This is a genomic window from Comamonas sp. wu1-DMT (assembly GCF_040187805.1).
Taxonomy (GTDB): Bacteria; Pseudomonadota; Gammaproteobacteria; order Burkholderiales; family Burkholderiaceae_C; genus Comamonas; species Comamonas thiooxydans.
The window spans coordinates 250,842-267,768 of sequence record NZ_JBANEM010000001.1 but is presented as its reverse complement, the minus strand read 5'-3'; the positions used below and the strand labels follow the sequence as shown (position 1 = coordinate 267,768).

Sequence of the window (16,927 nt, the reverse complement as noted above, 5' to 3'; positions counted from 1 at the left end):
TGTGGACTCAGTCATCCATCGCACTGCTCAGCTTGATCGCGACTCAAGCTATCCATTTTTCAACCGCATGACCCCACAAAACCGCAGGCGGTACAGAACTGACAGCCATCTTTTTTGATCATGGCATGTGCTCCGCAGTCGGGACACTTTTGACCGCTGACTGGGGCATTGTTCTCGGGCGGAGATGCCGGCGTAGCCGCCGTGCTGGGCGCCGGCTGGGGCAGGCCGCGATTGGCGATGATGCTTTGAATCGCATAGGCCAGCAGCGCCACTTCGCTGTCATGCCAGAGCGGGATGCGGCTGCCGTCGTCACGCGTCCTGTTGCCGTAGCGCACCGGGCCGCGATCCCAGGCCACTTTGCGCAGATCGGCCAGGGCCTTGTCGAGAAAGCCGCCACGCGCGGCCAGGCTCAAGCTGCGCATGGTGGCCGTGATCCACTGCTGGCTTTCCCCGGTCTGGCCCACGGGCATGAAGAATTCGATGGGACGCTCCACACCGTCGACCACCATGAAACTGACGACCAGATAGAGACGCCGTATGCCGTCATGTGTGAAATACTCGATCTTGTCCACCACGGCATTGAGCGGACCCTCGGGGCGGCGCTCGATCACGGCCGTCATGCCGCTGCTGCTAACCGAGTTGATTGCAGCCTGCGATTTACCGGTAGGCGCTTGAGAGGGGGCGGGGGCTGAATCGGTAGACAGAACCGCGCCCAGCGTGTCGTTGGGACGGTAGGTGGCACAGCCTTTGAGGCCGACCTCCCAGCACTCCATATAGAGGTGCTTGAAGTCCTCGAACGGATAGTCGGCCGGGATATTGACGGTCTTGGAAATCGAGGTGTCGATAAAGGGCTGGACGCAGCGCATCATGGCCACATGCTCGCTGGCGCTCAGCTCCAGGGCGCTGACAAAGCACTCGGGCAGCGGGGCATCGTCGCCGTGCAAGGCCTTGTAGAGGCGGTAGGCGTGATCTTGCACAGTGTAGAACTGCTCTCCGCCGTTGGCCGTGCGCTTTTTGCGCGTATAGGTCCACGAGAAGGCCGGCTCGATGCCGTTGGACGCATTGTCGGCAAAGGCCAGTGATACCGTGCCCGTGGGGGCGATGGACAGCAGATGACTGTTGCGCAGCCCATGTTTTTTGATGGTAGCGCGCAGCTCCTTGGGCAAGCGTTTGGCAAAGCCGCTTTTCAGATACTGCTTGGCGTTGAACAGAGGGAAGGCACCTTTTTCCCGTGCCAGCTCCACCGACGCGGCATAAGCCGCATCGCGCATGGCACGGGCTATTGATGCGGCCTGCTGCAGGCCAGCATCGCTGGCGTAATGCAGGCCCAGCAGAATCAGGGCGTCTCCCAGCCCCGTGAAGCCCACGCCGATGCGGCGCTTTTGCTGTGCCTCGCGCTGCTGCTCGGGCAGGGGCCAGACGGTGGCGTCCAGCACATTGTCCAGCATGCGCACCTGAACCGCGACGGCGGCGCGAAAGGCCTCCATGTCGAAGAAAGCCTGAGGTGTGAACGCATCACGCACAAAGCGCGTGAGTATGACGGGACCCAGATCGCAGCAGCCATAGGGCGGCAGGGGCTGCTCGCCGCAGGGGTTGGTGGCGGAAATCTGCTCTGCATACCAGAGGTTGTTGTCGGCGTTGATATTGTCGAGGAACAGAATGCCAGGCTCGGCAAAGTCATAGGCCGACTGCATGATGGCGTCCCAGAGCGTGCGCGCAGGCTGGCTGCGATAGACCCAGAGACCATCGTCGCGGCGATGGGCGCCGGCCTGCATCTGTGCCTCGCTGGGACTGGCGACATGCACCAGCTCCCATTCGACATCGTCCCTGACCGCCTGCATGAAGGCGCTGCTCACGCCCACAGAGACATTGAAATTGTTCCAGCGCCCCTTTTGTCGCTTGGCGGTGATGAACTCCAGTACATCGGGGTGGTCGATGCGCAGCACGCCCATCTGGGCTCCGCGGCGCGCACCGGCCGACTCCACCGTGGTGCAGGATGCATCGAAGACATCGATGAAGGAGCAGGGGCCCGACGCAAAGGAGTTGGTGCCGCGCACCAGCGCACCGCGTGGACGCAGGTTGGAGAAGTCATAACCCACGCCGCCACCGCGGCGCATGGTCTCGGCTGCCTGAGAAAGCGCTGTGTAGATGCCGGGGTTGCCCTGGCTGTCGAAACCATTGGTGGCGTCGGCGACGGGCTGCACAAAGCAGTTGATCAACGTGGCCTTGGTGTCCAGCCCCGCCGCTGCCATGATGCGGCCGGCACCGATGGCACCGCGCTGCAGATTGGCCAGAAATTGCTGTTCCCAATGCGTTTGAAGCTCAGGCTTTTCAACAGCGGCCAGGGCTCGTGCCACGCGGGCAAACAGCTCTTGCTCGGATTGCTCGCCGTCGGCCAGATATTTTTCGGCCAGCACATCCTGGCTGATGGCCTGAGGAGGGAGTGTGTTCATGGCATGCCTCATGCTAATCGGATGCTGACTTTGTAGCCCAGACTGTTTGGTGGTGCTGTGATGCAGCGCAACATCGGCGATGCACCAAGTGGCCAGAAGCCTCCATCGCCAGAACGGGCCCGCCCCAAAATTGTGACAGACCCGCCGAAAATAGACGGAAAAGACCGGGGCGGCGTATGAGGCAGGGCACCGCGCAGGCCGAGCTTCAAACGGTATCGGCCGACAAGAGGGAGACGCAACGATCTATCGAAGGCTACGCGCGGGTCTGAATCATGTCCCCCTCAAAGCGCGCAGCGGCATTCACGACCGCCATCACTGATGCGGTGACGATGTTCGCGTGCATGCCTACGCCAAACCGTGAGCCGGGCACGCCAGGCCATGCGGCTTCGATGACGGCAACGGCGCAGGCGTCGGCGCCGTTGCCCAGGCTGCGCTCTTCGTAGCTGTCGATGCGCAGCGGCAACTCCAGTGCAGCGACGGTGGCTGCAATAGGGCCGTTGCCGATGCCGCTGCGCAGCCTGGGTTGCCCGTTGGCGTCGTGCCAGTGCAGTTCGATACCCTGGCCTTGCGGGCTGTCGAACAGGTGATGGCTTTCATAACGCAGTGACCGAGACCCGGCTTGGGCATGCAGGTAGGTGGCTTCAAACAGCTCCCAGATCTGTGCGCTGCTAAGTTCGGTTTCGCTGCTGTCGGCCCAGGCCTGGACAATGGCGCTGAACTCGATCTGCATGCGCCGCGGCATGGTGATGCCCCTGTCCTTCTGCAGCAGGAAAGCAATACCGCCCTTGCCGGACTGGCTGTTGACGCGCACGATGCTGTCATAGGTTCGTCCCAGGTCCTGCGGGTCTATGGGCAGATAGGGTACGCGCCACGGGGCGTTGGGTTGTTGCGTCGCAAAGCCCTTGGCAATCGCATCCTGGTGTGAGCCGGAAAATGCCGTGAACACCAGGTCGCCCACATAGGGGTGGCGCGGATGGATGGGCAGGGCCGTCGAAGCTTCGGCAATGCGTGCCACGGCAGCGATGTCGGAGAAATCCAGGCCCGGAGCAATGCCTTGGGTGTAGAGGTTCAGGGCCAGCGTCACCAGATCCACATTGCCGCTGCGCTCGCCGTTTCCGAACAAACAGCCTTCCACACGCTGGGCACCGGCCAGCAGGGCCTGCTCGGCACAGGCCACGCCGGTGCCTCTGTCGTTGTGGGGGTGTACCGAAAGCGTGATGTGCTCGCGCCGTGCCAGACGCCGGTCCATCCATTCGATCTGGTCGGCAAACACATTGGCGGTGGAAACCTCCACCGTGGTCGGCAGGTTGATGATCATGGGGCGCTTAGGACCGGCATCCCAGGCTGCAATGGCGGCATTGCACACGGCCAGGGAAACGTCCAGCTCGGCCATGCAAAAGGTTTCCGGGGAGTACTGCAGCACCCATTCGGTTTCGGGGTGCTGCTCGGTGAGTTGCCTGAGGTGGCGTACATGGTGCTCCACCATGGCAATGATCTGCGGCACTTCCATGCCAAAGACGATTTCGCGGAAGGCCGGTGCCACGGCGTTGTACAGATGCACGATCACGCGGCGTGCGCCCGCCACGCTGCGCACCGTGGTGGCAATCAGGTCCTCACGCAGCTGGGTGATGACCATGGGCGTGACATCGTGCGGAATCAGTTGCGCTTCGATGAGGTGGCGCACGATGTCGAAGTCGGTCTGCGAAGCGGAGGGGAAGCCGATTTCAATTTCCTTGAAACCGATGGCGACCAGCTCCTCGAACAGCCGCAGCTTGCGCTCGCGGTTCATGGGTTCGAACAGCGCCTGGTTGCCGTCGCGCAAATCGGTCGAAAGCCATACGGGCGCTTGGGTCAACGTACGGGCAGGCCATTGGCGGGTGGGCAAGTCCACAACGGGAAATGCGCGGTATTTGGTAGAGGGATCAGCCAGCATAGAGACCTTGGAGTTGAAGAAACGATCACCTGGTCTCCCTGCCCGGATGGGGCTGGCTAAGGCCGGGGTCTGGGAAGACCAGGATGGGACCATGCGCGAACGCGTGCATGCGGACCCCGACCAGATGTCAGAGTCAGTAGGCGTAGCGAAAGCGGGTGGCGGTGTTTCACGGCAAGGTGCTTGATGGAGGCAATGCGGCTACTTTATGTCGCCAGAGGTATAGACTTCTATCGATAGATATTCATTTGTTGTAGAAATTTGGACATCTCATGGGTTTTGCTTCCCCCGAACATGGTGCGCATGCGCTGGATCTGCAGCATGCCCAGGCCTCTTCGCTGCCTGTCACGGGCGTGGAGCAGCGCTATCCGCCAGGCCATGTGGTGCCGCAGCACAGCCATGCGCGCGGCCATCTCATCTATGCGTCTGAAGGTGTGTTGCTGGTCGAGTCCCCCAGCGGCCAATGGCTGGTTCCGCCGACCACGGCAGTGTGGCTACGCCCGGGCATGCTGCACGGGATCACGGCGACCACGGCGGTGCGGGCCTATGGCCTGTTCGTCGACGAGGCCTGGTCCGCACAGCTGCCGGCCCGGGACGGCGTGCTGCATGTCGCGCCGCTGGTGCGCGAGCTGATGACAGCTCTGGTGGCATTGCCCCACGAGGGGCCGCATAGGCCGCGCGATGCCTTGCTGGGCAGTTTGCTGCTGGAGGAACTCAGCGCCCTGGCCCCGCTGCCGTATTACCTGCCCTGGCCCCAGGATGCGCTGATGCGACGTATCTGCGAGAGCATGCTGAGTGCACCGGCGCAGCGCACCACGGTGGAAGCCCTGGCGCGGCAGCACGCGCTCACGCCCAAGACGCTGCATCGCCGCTTTCTGAAAAGCACCGGAATGAACTGGGGCAGGTGGTATCAGCAGATGCGCCTGATGGCTTCCATCCCCCAGTTGCTGCAGGGCATGGCCATCACGACCGTGGCACTGGAAAGCGGCTATGAAAGCCATAGCGCATACACGGCTGCGTTTCGCCGCCAGTTCGGCCGCCCGCCATCGGAGTTTGTTGCGTCGGCAGGCCGGGCTACGCGGCCTTAGCCGTTCTTGCAACGCCTGCCGCATCAAGATCTTTTGCTCCGAAAATAGCTTCCAACGCTTGTTTATCAAGCGCCGGAAGCTATTTTTAATAGTGAAGGTGGATTAGAGCTTCTTCACCAGCACCTGGCTCTTGCGGCCCCAGTTGTACTTGGCCTTGCGGGCCTCGGGCAGCCATTCGGGCTCGACAGGCTGAAAGCCGCGCTTGATGAACCAGTGCATGGTGCGCGTGGTCAGCACAAACATGGTTTCGCAACCCAGGGCGCGGGCGCGTTGTTCGATGCGCTTGAGCAGCTTCTCGCCATCGCCCGTACCCTGGCTCTTGGGAGAGACGGTGACGGCGGCCATCTCGGCGGTCTTGGCTTCCAGATAGGGGTGCAGGGCGGCACAGCCGAAGATCACGCCGTCGTGTTCGATGACGGTGTAACTGGCGATATCGCGTTCGATCTCGGTGCGGTCGCGCTTGACCAGCGTGCCGTCGCGCTCGAAGGGCTCGATAAGCTGAATGATGCCGCCCACGTCGTCGATCGTGGCCTCGCGCAGTTCTTCGAGCTTTTCGTCGATGACCATGGTGCCTATGCCGTCGTGCACATAGATCTCCAGCAGCAGCGCTCCGTCGGTCGAGAAGGGCAGGATGTGGCTGCGCTCCACGCCATGCTCGCAGGCACGCACGCAGTGCTGCAGATAAAAGCCCACATCGGTAGGCTGCTGTGCAGGCGGAAGCTGGGCCAGCAGGCGGCGCGCGGCGTCCAGCGGCAGCTCGGTATCAATGGGGTTGTTCTCGTCGGCCGGGCCGCTGGGGTCCATGCGCACGCCAGGCACTTCGGTCAGGAACAGCAGCTTGTCGGCCTTGAGCTCGATCGCCACGCGGGTGGCCACTTCTTCCATGCTGAGATTGAAGGCCTCGCCCGTGGGCGAGAAGCCGAAGGGCGAGACCAGCACCATGGCTTCTGAGTCCAGGGCGCTGCGAATGCCTTCCACGTCGACCTTGCGCACCAGGCCGGAGTGCATGAAGTCCACGCCGTCGACAATGCCCACGGGACGGGCCGTGAGGAAGTTGCCCGAAATCACGCGCACGCGCGCACCGGCCATGGGCGTGTTGGGCAGTCCCTGGCTGAAGGCGGCTTCGATCTCGTAACGCAGCTGGCCGGCCGCTTCCTGGGCACAGTCCAGCGCAATGGAGTCGGTGACTCGCATGCCGTTGTAATAACGCGGCTCCTGGCCTTTGAGGCGCAACTGCTCGTTGACCTGGGGGCGGAAGCCGTGCACCAGCACGATCTTGACGCCCATGGCCTGGATCATGGCCAGATCCTGGACGATGGAGCTGAGCTTGCCCGCATCAATGGCTTCACCGGTCAGGCCCACCACAAAGGTCTGGTGTCGGAACTTGTGGATATAAGGGGCCACAGACCTGAACCAGGGAACAAAGGTGAAATTGAAGACGGTGGACATGGCAGTGCGCGAAAACCTCGAAAAGCGGGAAAAAAGGCCTGCGTCGGGTATTACGCAGGCCTGAGGCGCAAAGTGTAGCGGTTACTCGCTTGCCTTAGCTGGTTGTTGCAGGGTTTTGTGCGCGCTGATCGCGCAGTTTGTGGCTTTTGTGGCGTGAAGTTTTTAAAAAATGACGGCTTGTATTTGAGCAGAGCTCCGAGTGGCAGTCAGCGTCGAAACCATGCGAGGCAAAGATAGACACTCGGTCAATCGTCCGGTTGTCGTTTGCGCAGATCTATCCCTACGTTTCATTTCGCGGCGCATTCTTCGACCATGTCGAGAGGGGGCTCCGGCTCAAGTTGTCAATCCAAGCGTCATGGAGTGAGCACATGCCCTCTGCAGGTCATTGCCGTCCCTGTGGATTAGATCAAAGTGGTTGGGATTGCTTTCAGGATATCTAGCCCGAGAGGCGAATCCGAACCACTGTTGGAGCCCTCACATGCTACCGCCCATCATGGGCAGGATCATGCGCACGATTCGAATGATGGCCGGACCCAGAACCACCATGATGATGGCCGGGAAGATGCAGGTCACCAGCGGCAGCAGCATCTTGGTGGGGATCTTGGCAGCGAGCTCTTCGGCGCGCATTTGCCGTTTGTGGCGTAGATCATCCGAGAAAACCCGGAGCGATTCGCCTATGCTGGTACCAAATCGGTCTGCCTGCGCCAGCATGGCCGTAAAAGTGTGAATTTCATCTACACCGGTGCGGGCGGCCAGATTTCGCAAGGATTTTTCGCGAGTGCTGCCGGCACGCATTTCCAGGTTGGTCCAGTGGAGCTCCTCCGCCAGGGCTTCACTTTTGATGCGAATTTCATCGGTTACCTTGCCCAGCGCGGCATCCAGGCCCATGCCTGCTTCTACGCAGACCAGCATCAAATCAGCGGCATCGGGAAAATTTTCAAAGATCTCGCGCTTGCGGCGCGAGGCCATCCAGCGCAGAACCAGATTCGGCAGGTAGCAGGCCACAAGAGCGGTCACCAAGGGGAAGAACAATAGCTGGGTGCTATCTGCCTTGCTGGTTGCCCGCATGAGCGAGTACACCGCCAGCCCCAAAGCAATAGGCAGCAGCGTTTTGACTCCAAAGTACAGCAGTGGTGCACTCTCGTGGCGGATGCCGGCATTCAGAAAGCGCAGCCGCAATGGCGTTGCATCACTGTCTTTGGTGGGTGACGACAGGTGTGCAAATGGGCCGACCAGCTTGACGACTGTTTCTGTCCACCCTTTGTCTTGAGAGGTGGGGGTAAGTGACTGTAAGCGTCGCTCGGCGACTGTTGGTGTTGCCCAGAAGAACAAGGCTCCAGCAGCCAGCATGACGGCGGTGAAAGTGAGCAGGGCGACGATCAACATGGAGGACTCCTTGCGTTTCAGATGGACTCAAACCCTGATACGGGCGATGCGGCGCAGCAGCAACAGGCCTATGACCATCAGTGCGGCCAACCATTTCAGAATGGTGATGCCAATAGGGTCAGTCCAGAGCGGATGCATGAATTCCGGGTTCATTAGATTGAGCAGAGCGGCCAGTCCAAATGGCATCAAACCCAGGAACCAGGCCGACATTCGCCCGTCAGCGGAGAGCACGCGGACCTTGGCATGGAGCTTGAGCCGCTCGCGGATCAGGCGACTCAGGTTGCTGAGCATCTCGGTGAGGTTGCCGCCAGATTCGCGCTGTATGAGTACGGCGACGATGAAGTAGCGCAGATCTGTGATCGGTACCCGCTCACCCAGATTGGTCAAGGCCTGCTGTAGCGATGTGCCATAGTTGATCTCATCATGCACCAGGCGGAACTCGTCGGCGATAGGTTCGGTCAGTTCCTCTCCAGCCATTTGCAGGCTTGCGGAAAATGCATGGCCTGCGCGCAATGCGCGCGCTATAAGGTCCAGCGCTTCTGGGAGTTGGTGCTCCATACGTTTCAGGCGCTGCAGTCTTTTGCGTTGCAGAAACAGCCATGGAAGGGAACCCAGCACCAAGCCTGAAAGCACGCCCAACTCCATGGGCTGGCGAAGCATGATGGTTGTCAGCATACCTAGCGCAAACAGTATTGCACTGCCTAGCAGCAAGCCCGAAACCGTCCAGTCCAGGCCTGATTGAACAATGAAGCGGTCTAGCTGATGTGCGCGCGGCATGGTTTGCAGCACACGCTGCATTCTGGGCATATCGCTAAGTACGCGCTCCTTGACCAGCTTGGTCGGATTGCTGTTGTCATCGGCTGCTGATAAGGCTCTGAGCCGGCGCTCAAGCCGCTTTGCCTCAGGACTCTTGTACTTCTTCCAGATCGTGTGCAGTGCTTCCAGTAGCAGGAGTACTGCTACAAACACCAGACCGATGATTACCAGGATCGAGTGGGAAGAAAAAAAGGACAGCATGGCGGCACCTTTTTGCGGAGTTCATTGATAGTGGCGCTCTGGAGCGAAGATGCTGTCGGGCAACGCAATGCCGAAGCCTTTTAGCCGATCGGCGAACTTGGGTCTGACACCCGTGGCGTGGAAATACCCCTGGACTTCGCCACTTGCGCTGATCCCGGTCTGGGTAAAGGCAAAGATCTCCTGCATGGTCACCACATCCCCCTCCATGCCCGTGATCTCCTGGATGCTGGTGATCTTGCGTTTGCCATCCGTGAGCCGGAGTGCCTGCACGATCACCGTAATGGCCGATGCAATCTGTTGGCGTGCGGCCTGGTGCGGCAGATTGAGGCCTGCCATGCCGACCATGTTCTCGAGCCGAGCCAAAGAGTCGCGTGGCGTATTGGCATGGATGGTCGTCAATGAGCCTTCGTGGCCGGTGTTCATGGCCTGCAGCATGTCTACCGCTTCGGCGCCCCGGACTTCGCCGATGATGATGCGGTCAGGGCGCATGCGCAGTGCGTTACGCACAAGGGATCGCTGCGTGATTTCGCCACGGCCTTCTATATTGGGCGGGCGCGTTTCCATGCGCACCACATGAGGCTGCTGCAGTTGCAGCTCGGCCGCATCCTCGATGGTGACCACGCGTTCCGTTGTAGGAATATAGCTAGAGAGAATGTTGAGCAGGGTTGTCTTGCCGGCCCCGGTGCCGCCAGAGATGATCATGTTCACCTTGGCCTTGGCCAGAGCCTCAAGAACCAGGGCCATGCCAGGTGTCAGGCTTTTGAGATCGTTGATCAGATTTTCCATGCGCAAAGGGATGCGTGCAAAGCGCCGGATCGACATCATGGGGCCATCAAGGGCCACGGGCGGGATGACTGCATTCACGCGCGAACCATCTGGCAGGCGGGCATCGACCATGGGGCTGGATTCGTCGATGCGCCGGCCTATGCGTGAAACGATTTTGTCAATGATGCGCAGCAAATGCTTTTCATCGGTAAAGACAACGGGTGTCAACTCCAACCGGCCCTGGCGTTCCACATAGATCTGATCGTAGCGATTGACGAGGATGTCCGATACCGAAGGGTCGGCCATCAACAGCTCGAGTGGACCGAAACCCAGCATCTCGTGCTGGATATCTCGGATCAGCATTTTTCTTTCAAGATCGTTGATGGCCGCGGAGTCCTCAGTCAGTAGTCGCTCGGTCATGGTCGCAATTTCTTGCTGCAGTGTCTGCACGGATACTGCATCCAGGGCAGCAAGATCAAACCGCTCCAGCAGCTTGGCATGAATGCGGCTTCTGAGTGCCAGATAGGCTGCAGAGTGACCATAGATGGGGGTGGATGGCGGAGGAGGCTCTGCTGCCGGCACGGCCGACATATCTGTGGACTCAGACACGACCTGCAGCAGAGGCTTGGGCGTGCGTGTCGATGGCGCGGTCAAGAAATCTCGTAGTGACATGACAGTCTCCTTCTGCAATACGGATGCCTACGCCCGGCGAAAGAGCCGGTTCAAAAAATTACCGTTTTCTTCATGAGTTCGAGGTGACAGTGCATCGGCCCAGGCCGTCAGCTCGCGCACCACGCTGCTACTGCGAGCGGATTCGGCCAGCGGTGCTCCAGCGTTGATGGCTGCTTGTACTTCCTGGGCTGAGTCGGGAATGCTGCGCCATTGCTGCTCCAGGCCCAGGGTCTTGCGCACTTCAGACAGACCGATTTCGCTGCGCCTGTCCACCCTGTTCAGCACCGGATGCAGGCGGCTTTCCGGGTAGCCCAGATCGTGGAACATGCGCAGCAGCTTTTGCGCATTGCGCACGGCGGGTACGTTGGGCAGCAGCACAGGAACAATGCACTGCGCTTTGTCGAGCACGCGCAGAGCCAAGGGGTCCAGCACGCGCCCCATGTCCAGCAGCACAAAGTCATAGCGCGTGGCAGCCAGTTGCACGATGGCTTCAATATGCCCGGGCTCCACTTCCATGGCATGCATGGCATCTTCGGGGGCCGCCAGCACATGCAGACGCGGTGTGATCTTTACCGTGCTGGCTGTGAGAAAAGAGGCGTCAAGACGGTGAAGATCGCGTGCCACATCTGCCAATGTCGAGCTTGGTTTGCCTTCATGCAGATAGGGCAGCGCATCGCCAAACTGCAGATTCAGGTCGATCAACAGCACGGAGTGCTTTTGCGCCAGTGCCCAACCCAGATTGGTGGCCAGGAAGGTGGCCCCGGCACCGCCCTTGCAGGGCAGAAAGGCCATGACTTGCCCTTGTGCACGGCTGGGGGAGCTGTCCTGCAATTTGCTGGCAAGGCGCTGAACGGCATCGGCCAGCGCCTGCGGCGGCGGCGGCGATGGCAGAACCTCGCGCACGCCCGCCCGCATGGATTGCAGCAGAAACTCTGGTGTCTGCTGGGCGCACAGCAGGACCACGGCCATACGTGGGTGATGGGTGGTTACCTGTTCCACAGGAGCCAGGTCTGCGGGGTCGCAGCACATACCATCGACGATCATCAGATCCGGCTGCTCCTGCTCGGCAATCGTGGGCATGCGGGTCTTGCCACCCTCGAAGGTCTGCACCAGATGCGATTGCTCTTGCAGCACATGGGCCATCTCGCGGAGATGGGCGGTGTTGGGGGAGATGATGGCGATTTTCATACGAGTTCTCGCTGGTCAAGGAGTGCAGTCCGATTGGGCGTTGGAGTCCTGGTACATGATTTCACGCGGTAGGGTGGTGCTAAATCCCTGCATGCCGATGACCGTCTGCGCCGCCGAACCCACGATGGGCGCGATCCATTGGAACTTCAGGCCGTCTTTGGGGATGCTTACCGTGACGCTCTTGCAGGTAGCCGTCGTGCAGCTGTCGGGTTTCCAAATCACGTCCACAGCGGTGATTTGCGGCAGCCGGTGCTGCATGTGCTGAAGCACCTTGGTTTGTCGGTTCTGGTCATCGCACACCACCGCATAGCGAGCACCGGCACGCGTGGCTTCGTTGGCTGCGGTCCAGGTGTAGAGCAGGCGGCTGAAATCCACCACACCCAGCAGGAACATCAGAAAGATCAGCAGCCCCAGTGCAAATTCAATGAGTGTGGAGCCGCGTTGAGTGAGGTGTTTCATGTCAGCGTCCTCATCGTGGCGGTGATATTGCCGAAGTTGATGCCGCCGTTGGTGAACAGCTGCAGGCCGAACACGCTGGATATCGGTGACGTGAAGTGATACCCGGTAACCGTGACGGTGACGGTATTGATCAGCGGGAGCGCACCCGTGGTCTGCCAGCTGCAGCTCACAGCGCTGGTCTTGAGTCCGGGGGCGAGGGGTTGGCTGCCCGCCGTCGTTGTACCGTAGACCACCAGATTCTGGGCGTCAGGGCATAAGGTGTTAGGCGTGTTTGCCGAGAGATAGCGCGCGGCATCGCGTACCGACTTGGTCACCGTGTTGTATTCGTAAAGGGCACGGCCGAACTCGATGACGATCATGCTCAGCATGATCATGAAAGGAATGCTTAGCGCCAGCTCAATCAGCGCTGCCCCTTGTTGTTGATGCTGATATTTGCGCATGAGGTTCACCTTACAAGGACGGGTACCAATGGGCCGTATGTACCGCCTGCCAGGCCGGTGGTGGTGCAGGGACTGTCTAGGTCGGTGGCATTGCCCCGGTATTCAAGGGAAATGTCCTCTTTGATTGGGCTGGGAAGCGGTTGCAGCATCAACATGCAGGCGAAATTGACGACATAGCCACCGGTATTCACTACAGGGACGAGTACCAGGCGGCGGTCGGCACCAAAAAGTTTGATCTCGGCGGTCCCTATCACGGTTTCATTGCCTTTGGCGGGACAGCTGGGCCCACAAGGGGTAAACGATTGGCGCTGCGTTATGAAGTTGGAGGTGCCGCCTTGAGCAGGACCGTCGTAGGCATTGAATTTGCTTGGCCAGTTGGTGTCGGTGTAGATATAGCCCGTGTAATCGGGGCGGCTCGCACTAGGGTTCTGAGACGGGGTGTCTGAAGCCTTTTTGTAAATACCAAAACGATGGTTCCAGTATTCGAAAGCCGAGGCTTTCAAGCCGTTGGTATCAAGGGGGAGTTGGGGAAACTGGGTGTTGCAGTATTTCCCTTCCAGCTCAGCCCATGTTTCAGTGGCACTGGTGGAACCATCCAGATTGGACCAACCGAAGTCGCTGCCGCCACCCGATTTGGTCATGGCGACGATCCAGGTGCCTTTGCCGCCACCGGGCGAACTGTTCAGTGCATCGAACTTTGCCTTTTTCAGTTGCACGGGAATTGGGCAGGCACTTTGTGAAGGCGCGCGAGTTGCCACGGCCCTCGCTTCCACGGTGCCTGTATTGGGCCAGGTGGCGCTATCGCCGGTAAAGGCCCCCATGGCTTGCAGCAGCCAGAGCTTGATGCTGCTCATGGAGTACTGGCATTCGGCATAACGTGCCAGCTTGCCGTCCGATGTCGGAGTGACGTAATCCTGTTTCCGAAAGCTGATGCCAGTGGCGGGGAGCTTTCCCTGTCCGTTCCAGTTAGCGGATTGCAGATTGGCGTTGTTGCTGTTACCCGCCGCCATGCCTGCGTTCTGGGCGCGCGTGATGGCGTCAGATTGACCATTGAGTTCTCGTGCCGCTGCCAGCGCGCAGCTGTCCATGGCCGTCTGCAGTTCGGTCTTGACGATAAACAGCCGGCCCAAATCCAATGCAATGCCCATAAAGCCCAGCAGGAACAGCATGAACAGGGCAAAGGTAATCAGAAAGGCACCATGCTGCCGCCGCTGTGCGGCAGAACCACGCATGGGCCGGGCTTTGGACCTGAGTTGTGGGTGGTTTCTCATGATGTGCTCTGAATGGAGTAATTTGTCGGAGAGCCATGACGGACCAGACGACCGTCATGGCTTATCTGCGGACAGAGTTAGGTGCAATTCGTGTTGGTCAGACAAGCCTTGACTTTGGTGAGCCAATCATCGAAGAGGGTGCTGCCTAAGGAGGACTTCATCAGAACAATCAGTCCAATGGAAACTACGGCTACGACGAGCGCGTATTCGATGATCTGCGCGCCTTCGTCATCCTGGATAAAGGCTTGCAGGGAATGGCCAAAATGCTGAGTGATGCTGTTCATGGTGATACCTCAAAGTTGGGTCAACGGCTCCATGCTGGCGCTGTAGCGCGGCGCCAGAACCGCGCATGTGCCGGGTTGTGGTCCAGTCGTGCGGGCTGTTTTTCATGGTGCAATGCGCCTTGATCGGTTCTTTGCTAATGGCCATGACAGTGAGCGCGGCTCCGTCATGGCTTACCTCTCAATACAGTCAGGTGCAGCTAGCCGAGTTGGTCAGGCAAGCCTTGACTTTGGTGAGCCAATCAGTGAAGAGGGCGTTGCTGATTGAAGACTTCATCAGAAGAATCAGTCCGATGGACACTACGGCTACGACGAGCGCGTATTCGATGATCTGCGCACCTTCTTCATCCTGGACAAAGGATTGCAGGGAATGGCCAAATTGCTGAGCGATGCTGTTCATGGTGATACCTCTAAAGTGAGTAACGGATCGAAAACATCTACACGGGTTGGGTGCCGGTTTGCAGGGCCGGCGGCAAGTGGCGTGCAAGGCCGCGATGCGATCTGCTCTCCTTTCAAATTCAATGGTGTGGAACTGATGAACTGAGATCTGGAGATTCCAAGGACTAGGGCGTACCGCCGCTGCCTCCTCCTGCGCCGCCGCTTTGGTTGCCGGTCAGCGAGCCGCCAATGTTGATGACATTGACTGCCTGCGGTGGCGTTTTAAAGCTGCGCTCGTAGCGCTCCATGGTGTGCGCTGCGGCTCGACCGTCCATGCCGGTGGCTCCATCAACACCGACGCCAGGAGTCTTGCCGGCTTCAGGGTTGAGGGTCATCTGCATGCGGGCGGTGCGCACAGCCTCGCCAAAACGAGCGTCGTAGTGAGGGGTTGTGCTGCCGCAGCCCGCCAGCAGGGCGGCGAGGGCCACGGGAAATAGGATGCTGCGTTCGATCATGGCTTGCCTCCGGTTCAGGTGGGCGGGTTCAGGGGGGCGGGACGGTCAACCGAGGGCTCGGCCGGTGCTTGCGGTTGCAGCTCCTGAGGTGCTGCTACCGGGGCAAGAGCCGGAGCTGGGGTTGCAGTGCCGGACGGCATGGCTGCGGCGGGCGCAGTCTTCGCGGCTGACGCGGGCTTGGAGCTCTCCAGCGCACCGTTGAGATAGACCTCGGCGCGTGAGGGCGGGACATGGTTGTCGGTGGGCACTCTGGGTGCTTCTGCGAGTGCCTGCACCAGGCGCGGAGTGATGATGAACATCAACTCGGTCTGATCGGTCTGGAACTCGGTGCTGCGGGCCAGTGCGCCGAGAACCGGTATTTCCCCCAGTCCCGGAAAGCGTTTGACGGCCTCGGTGATGTTGTTTTTGATGAGACCGGCAATGACCAGACTTTGCCCGTCATTGAGCTGCACCGTGGTGTCTGCGCGTCGCACCGAAAGCGAGGGAATGACGGAGGTGACGCCGTTGATGGCGGTGAAGGGTGAGCCTGTCTGAGACAGGTCGGACACTTCTGAGACCAGCTTGAGATTGACGCGCGAGCCACCCAGTACGGTGGGCGTGAACTTGACGCCGATGCCGAACTCTTTTTCCTCCAGCGTCATCACTGGCACGCCAGTGGTATTGCTCTGTGCCACGGGAATAAAGATCTTGCCGCCCGAGAGAAAGCTGGCCTGCTGGCCGCTGATGGCCATGATGTTGGGCTCGGCCAGAATACGTACCAGGCCGTCGTCTTTTTGGCCGTCAATGCTGATCGAGCCTTTGCCTATGCGCATGGCGCTCAGCAGCCCGCCGCCGCCACTGAGGAAGTTGGAGGCGATGGAGAATGTATTCATGCCATTGCTGGTGATGCGCTGGCCCGCAAGACTGGCACCGAGCTTGTCGAGCAATGTCTTGCTGACCTCGGCTATCTTGACCTCCAGCATCACCTGGTGAGGCGAAGTGGTGCGCAGCAGGTTGACGATCTTCTTGCTGTCGCTGTAGGCGCCGGCGAGCGTCACCACATCGTCCAGGCGCAGCGGATTGCTGATCTCCCCGCTCAGGACCAGGGCATTGTCGGCGCCCTGGACGCGGATGCTGCGTTCCTCGGGCATGAGCTCGCTGAGCTTGGCCTGCAGCGGCCCCGGGTCCATGGTGACGATCACGTCCTTGATGAAGCAGGCACCCTGGGCGTTTTGCAGGATGACGTTCATGGAGCCGGACTTGCGGCCGCGAAAGAACAGGTCTCGTGGGCTGAGCAATTGCACCTCGATATCACCCATGCCGTTCTGCATTTGCGGTTGGGCATTCGCGGCCATGGGCGCTGCTGACTGGCCCGCTCCGGGCGTCTGGCCGCTGACCAGGATGCGCGCCATGGGCGAGCTCAGCGGAATGACCACGGATTTCCCCAGCGTGACGGTGGTCGGATCCTCCGTGCGGATGGCCGTGCAATTCCTGGCGGGCAGGGTGGTGCGGGGAGCTGCGGGAGCTGCCGCAGCCACGGGGCCGGGCTGGGCAGGTGTGCCCGCAGATTGGGCCAGCACAGGCGCTGAGCTGGCGAGCAGCATGCTAGCTGCTATATATAGGTGATGATGTTGCACAGCCGACCTCTCTGAGTTG

The 16,927-nt window shown here is 60.2% G+C and carries 15 protein-coding genes; 1 reads left to right on the top strand and 14 read right to left on the bottom strand.

Features of this window, described 5'->3' with window-relative positions; genetic code table 11:
* Nucleotides 1-59 precede the first annotated feature (59 nt).
* Together V8Z78_RS01115 and V8Z78_RS01110 are read right to left on the bottom strand one after the other, a co-directional pair.
* Entirely contained in the window at nucleotides 60-2,453 is a 2,394-nt protein-coding gene (locus V8Z78_RS01115) for an adenosylcobalamin-dependent ribonucleoside-diphosphate reductase (RefSeq protein WP_349730718.1), read from the bottom strand.
* Between the two features lie 253 nt (nucleotides 2,454-2,706).
* A complete protein-coding gene (locus V8Z78_RS01110; RefSeq protein ID WP_349730717.1) occupies nucleotides 2,707-4,386 on the bottom strand; it encodes a 2-isopropylmalate synthase in 1,680 nt (559 codons plus the stop codon).
* Between the two features lie 269 nt (nucleotides 4,387-4,655).
* Here V8Z78_RS01110 and V8Z78_RS01105 point away from each other — a divergent pair, with 269 nt between their 5' ends.
* Nucleotides 4,656-5,471: an AraC family transcriptional regulator gene (locus V8Z78_RS01105; protein ID WP_003067943.1), complete on the top strand. Its 816-nt coding sequence runs from the start codon at nucleotides 4,656-4,658 to the stop codon at nucleotides 5,469-5,471.
* A gap of 102 nt (nucleotides 5,472-5,573) precedes the next feature.
* On the opposite strand, the gene argA is transcribed toward V8Z78_RS01105, so the two are convergent.
* The 12 genes from argA to V8Z78_RS01045 all read right to left on the bottom strand — a co-directional run bounded on the left by argA (nucleotide 5,574) and on the right by V8Z78_RS01045 (nucleotide 16,875).
* A complete protein-coding gene (gene argA / locus V8Z78_RS01100) occupies nucleotides 5,574-6,920 on the bottom strand; it encodes an amino-acid N-acetyltransferase (protein WP_003079639.1) in 1,347 nt (448 codons plus the stop codon).
* Nucleotides 6,921-7,394: 474 nt separating this feature from the next.
* Nucleotides 7,395-8,306, bottom strand: a complete 912-nt coding sequence (locus V8Z78_RS01095; RefSeq protein ID WP_057092169.1) for a type II secretion system F family protein — start codon at nucleotides 8,304-8,306, stop codon at nucleotides 7,395-7,397.
* Between the two features lie 27 nt (nucleotides 8,307-8,333).
* The gene (locus tag V8Z78_RS01090; RefSeq protein WP_039048642.1) at nucleotides 8,334-9,323 is read right to left on the bottom strand and encodes a type II secretion system F family protein; all 990 of its coding nucleotides are present in this window, start codon (nucleotides 9,321-9,323) and stop codon (nucleotides 8,334-8,336) included.
* Between the two features lie 21 nt (nucleotides 9,324-9,344).
* On the bottom strand, nucleotides 9,345-10,760 hold the full coding sequence (locus V8Z78_RS01085) for a TadA family conjugal transfer-associated ATPase (RefSeq protein ID WP_280009184.1): 1,416 nt from the start codon (nucleotides 10,758-10,760) through the stop codon (nucleotides 9,345-9,347).
* A 27-nt stretch (nucleotides 10,761-10,787) separates the two neighbouring features.
* Complete coding sequence (locus tag V8Z78_RS01080; RefSeq protein WP_057092171.1) at nucleotides 10,788-11,948, bottom strand: CpaE/TadZ family protein; 1,161 nt, start codon at nucleotides 11,946-11,948, stop codon at nucleotides 10,788-10,790.
* Nucleotides 11,949-11,963: 15 nt separating this feature from the next.
* A complete protein-coding gene (locus tag V8Z78_RS01075) occupies nucleotides 11,964-12,407 on the bottom strand; it encodes a TadE/TadG family type IV pilus assembly protein (protein WP_280009186.1) in 444 nt (147 codons plus the stop codon).
* Nucleotides 12,404-12,847 (bottom strand): TadE/TadG family type IV pilus assembly protein, encoded by a 444-nt coding sequence (locus V8Z78_RS01070; RefSeq protein WP_057094671.1) that lies wholly within the window; start codon nucleotides 12,845-12,847, stop codon nucleotides 12,404-12,406. Before V8Z78_RS01070 ends, V8Z78_RS01075 begins: the two co-directional genes overlap by 4 nt.
* Nucleotides 12,848-12,852: 5 nt before the next feature.
* Nucleotides 12,853-14,079, bottom strand: a complete 1,227-nt coding sequence (locus tag V8Z78_RS01065; protein ID WP_057092173.1) for a pilus assembly protein TadG-related protein — start codon at nucleotides 14,077-14,079, stop codon at nucleotides 12,853-12,855.
* 116 nt (nucleotides 14,080-14,195) lie between these two features.
* Nucleotides 14,196-14,402, bottom strand: coding sequence for a Flp family type IVb pilin (locus V8Z78_RS01060; RefSeq protein WP_057092174.1), 207 nt, complete (start codon nucleotides 14,400-14,402; stop codon nucleotides 14,196-14,198).
* A 187-nt stretch (nucleotides 14,403-14,589) separates the two neighbouring features.
* Entirely contained in the window at nucleotides 14,590-14,799 is a 210-nt protein-coding gene (locus V8Z78_RS01055) for a Flp family type IVb pilin (protein ID WP_034408050.1), read from the bottom strand.
* Between the two features lie 163 nt (nucleotides 14,800-14,962).
* Nucleotides 14,963-15,292, bottom strand: a complete 330-nt coding sequence (locus V8Z78_RS01050; RefSeq protein WP_034408052.1) for a hypothetical protein — start codon at nucleotides 15,290-15,292, stop codon at nucleotides 14,963-14,965.
* Between the two features lie 14 nt (nucleotides 15,293-15,306).
* Entirely contained in the window at nucleotides 15,307-16,875 is a 1,569-nt protein-coding gene (locus tag V8Z78_RS01045) for a type II and III secretion system protein family protein (protein ID WP_057092176.1), read from the bottom strand.
* Between the last annotated feature and the right edge of the window lie 52 nt (nucleotides 16,876-16,927).

Excerpts from the sequence above, each read along its gene's own strand:
- V8Z78_RS01115 (WP_349730718.1), bottom strand. The coding sequence starts at position 2,453 with ATGAACACACTCCCTCCTCAGGCCATCAGCCAGGATGTGCTGGCCGAA.
- V8Z78_RS01110 (WP_349730717.1), bottom strand. The coding sequence starts at position 4,386 with ATGCTGGCTGATCCCTCTACCAAATACCGCGCATTTCCCGTTGTGGAC.
- V8Z78_RS01105 (WP_003067943.1), top strand. The coding sequence starts at position 4,656 with ATGGGTTTTGCTTCCCCCGAACATGGTGCGCATGCGCTGGATCTGCAG.
- argA (WP_003079639.1), bottom strand. The coding sequence starts at position 6,920 with ATGTCCACCGTCTTCAATTTCACCTTTGTTCCCTGGTTCAGGTCTGTG.
- V8Z78_RS01095 (WP_057092169.1), bottom strand. The coding sequence starts at position 8,306 with ATGTTGATCGTCGCCCTGCTCACTTTCACCGCCGTCATGCTGGCTGCT.
- V8Z78_RS01090 (WP_039048642.1), bottom strand. The coding sequence starts at position 9,323 with ATGCTGTCCTTTTTTTCTTCCCACTCGATCCTGGTAATCATCGGTCTG.
- V8Z78_RS01085 (WP_280009184.1), bottom strand. The coding sequence starts at position 10,760 with ATGTCACTACGAGATTTCTTGACCGCGCCATCGACACGCACGCCCAAG.
- V8Z78_RS01080 (WP_057092171.1), bottom strand. The coding sequence starts at position 11,948 with ATGAAAATCGCCATCATCTCCCCCAACACCGCCCATCTCCGCGAGATG.
- V8Z78_RS01075 (WP_280009186.1), bottom strand. The coding sequence starts at position 12,407 with ATGAAACACCTCACTCAACGCGGCTCCACACTCATTGAATTTGCACTG.
- V8Z78_RS01070 (WP_057094671.1), bottom strand. The coding sequence starts at position 12,847 with ATGCGCAAATATCAGCATCAACAACAAGGGGCAGCGCTGATTGAGCTG.
- V8Z78_RS01065 (WP_057092173.1), bottom strand. The coding sequence starts at position 14,079 with ATGCGTGGTTCTGCCGCACAGCGGCGGCAGCATGGTGCCTTTCTGATT.
- V8Z78_RS01060 (WP_057092174.1), bottom strand. The coding sequence starts at position 14,402 with ATGAACAGCATCACTCAGCATTTTGGCCATTCCCTGCAAGCCTTTATC.
- V8Z78_RS01055 (WP_034408050.1), bottom strand. The coding sequence starts at position 14,799 with ATGAACAGCATCGCTCAGCAATTTGGCCATTCCCTGCAATCCTTTGTC.
- V8Z78_RS01050 (WP_034408052.1), bottom strand. The coding sequence starts at position 15,292 with ATGATCGAACGCAGCATCCTATTTCCCGTGGCCCTCGCCGCCCTGCTG.
- V8Z78_RS01045 (WP_057092176.1), bottom strand. The coding sequence starts at position 16,875 with ATGCTGCTCGCCAGCTCAGCGCCTGTGCTGGCCCAATCTGCGGGCACA.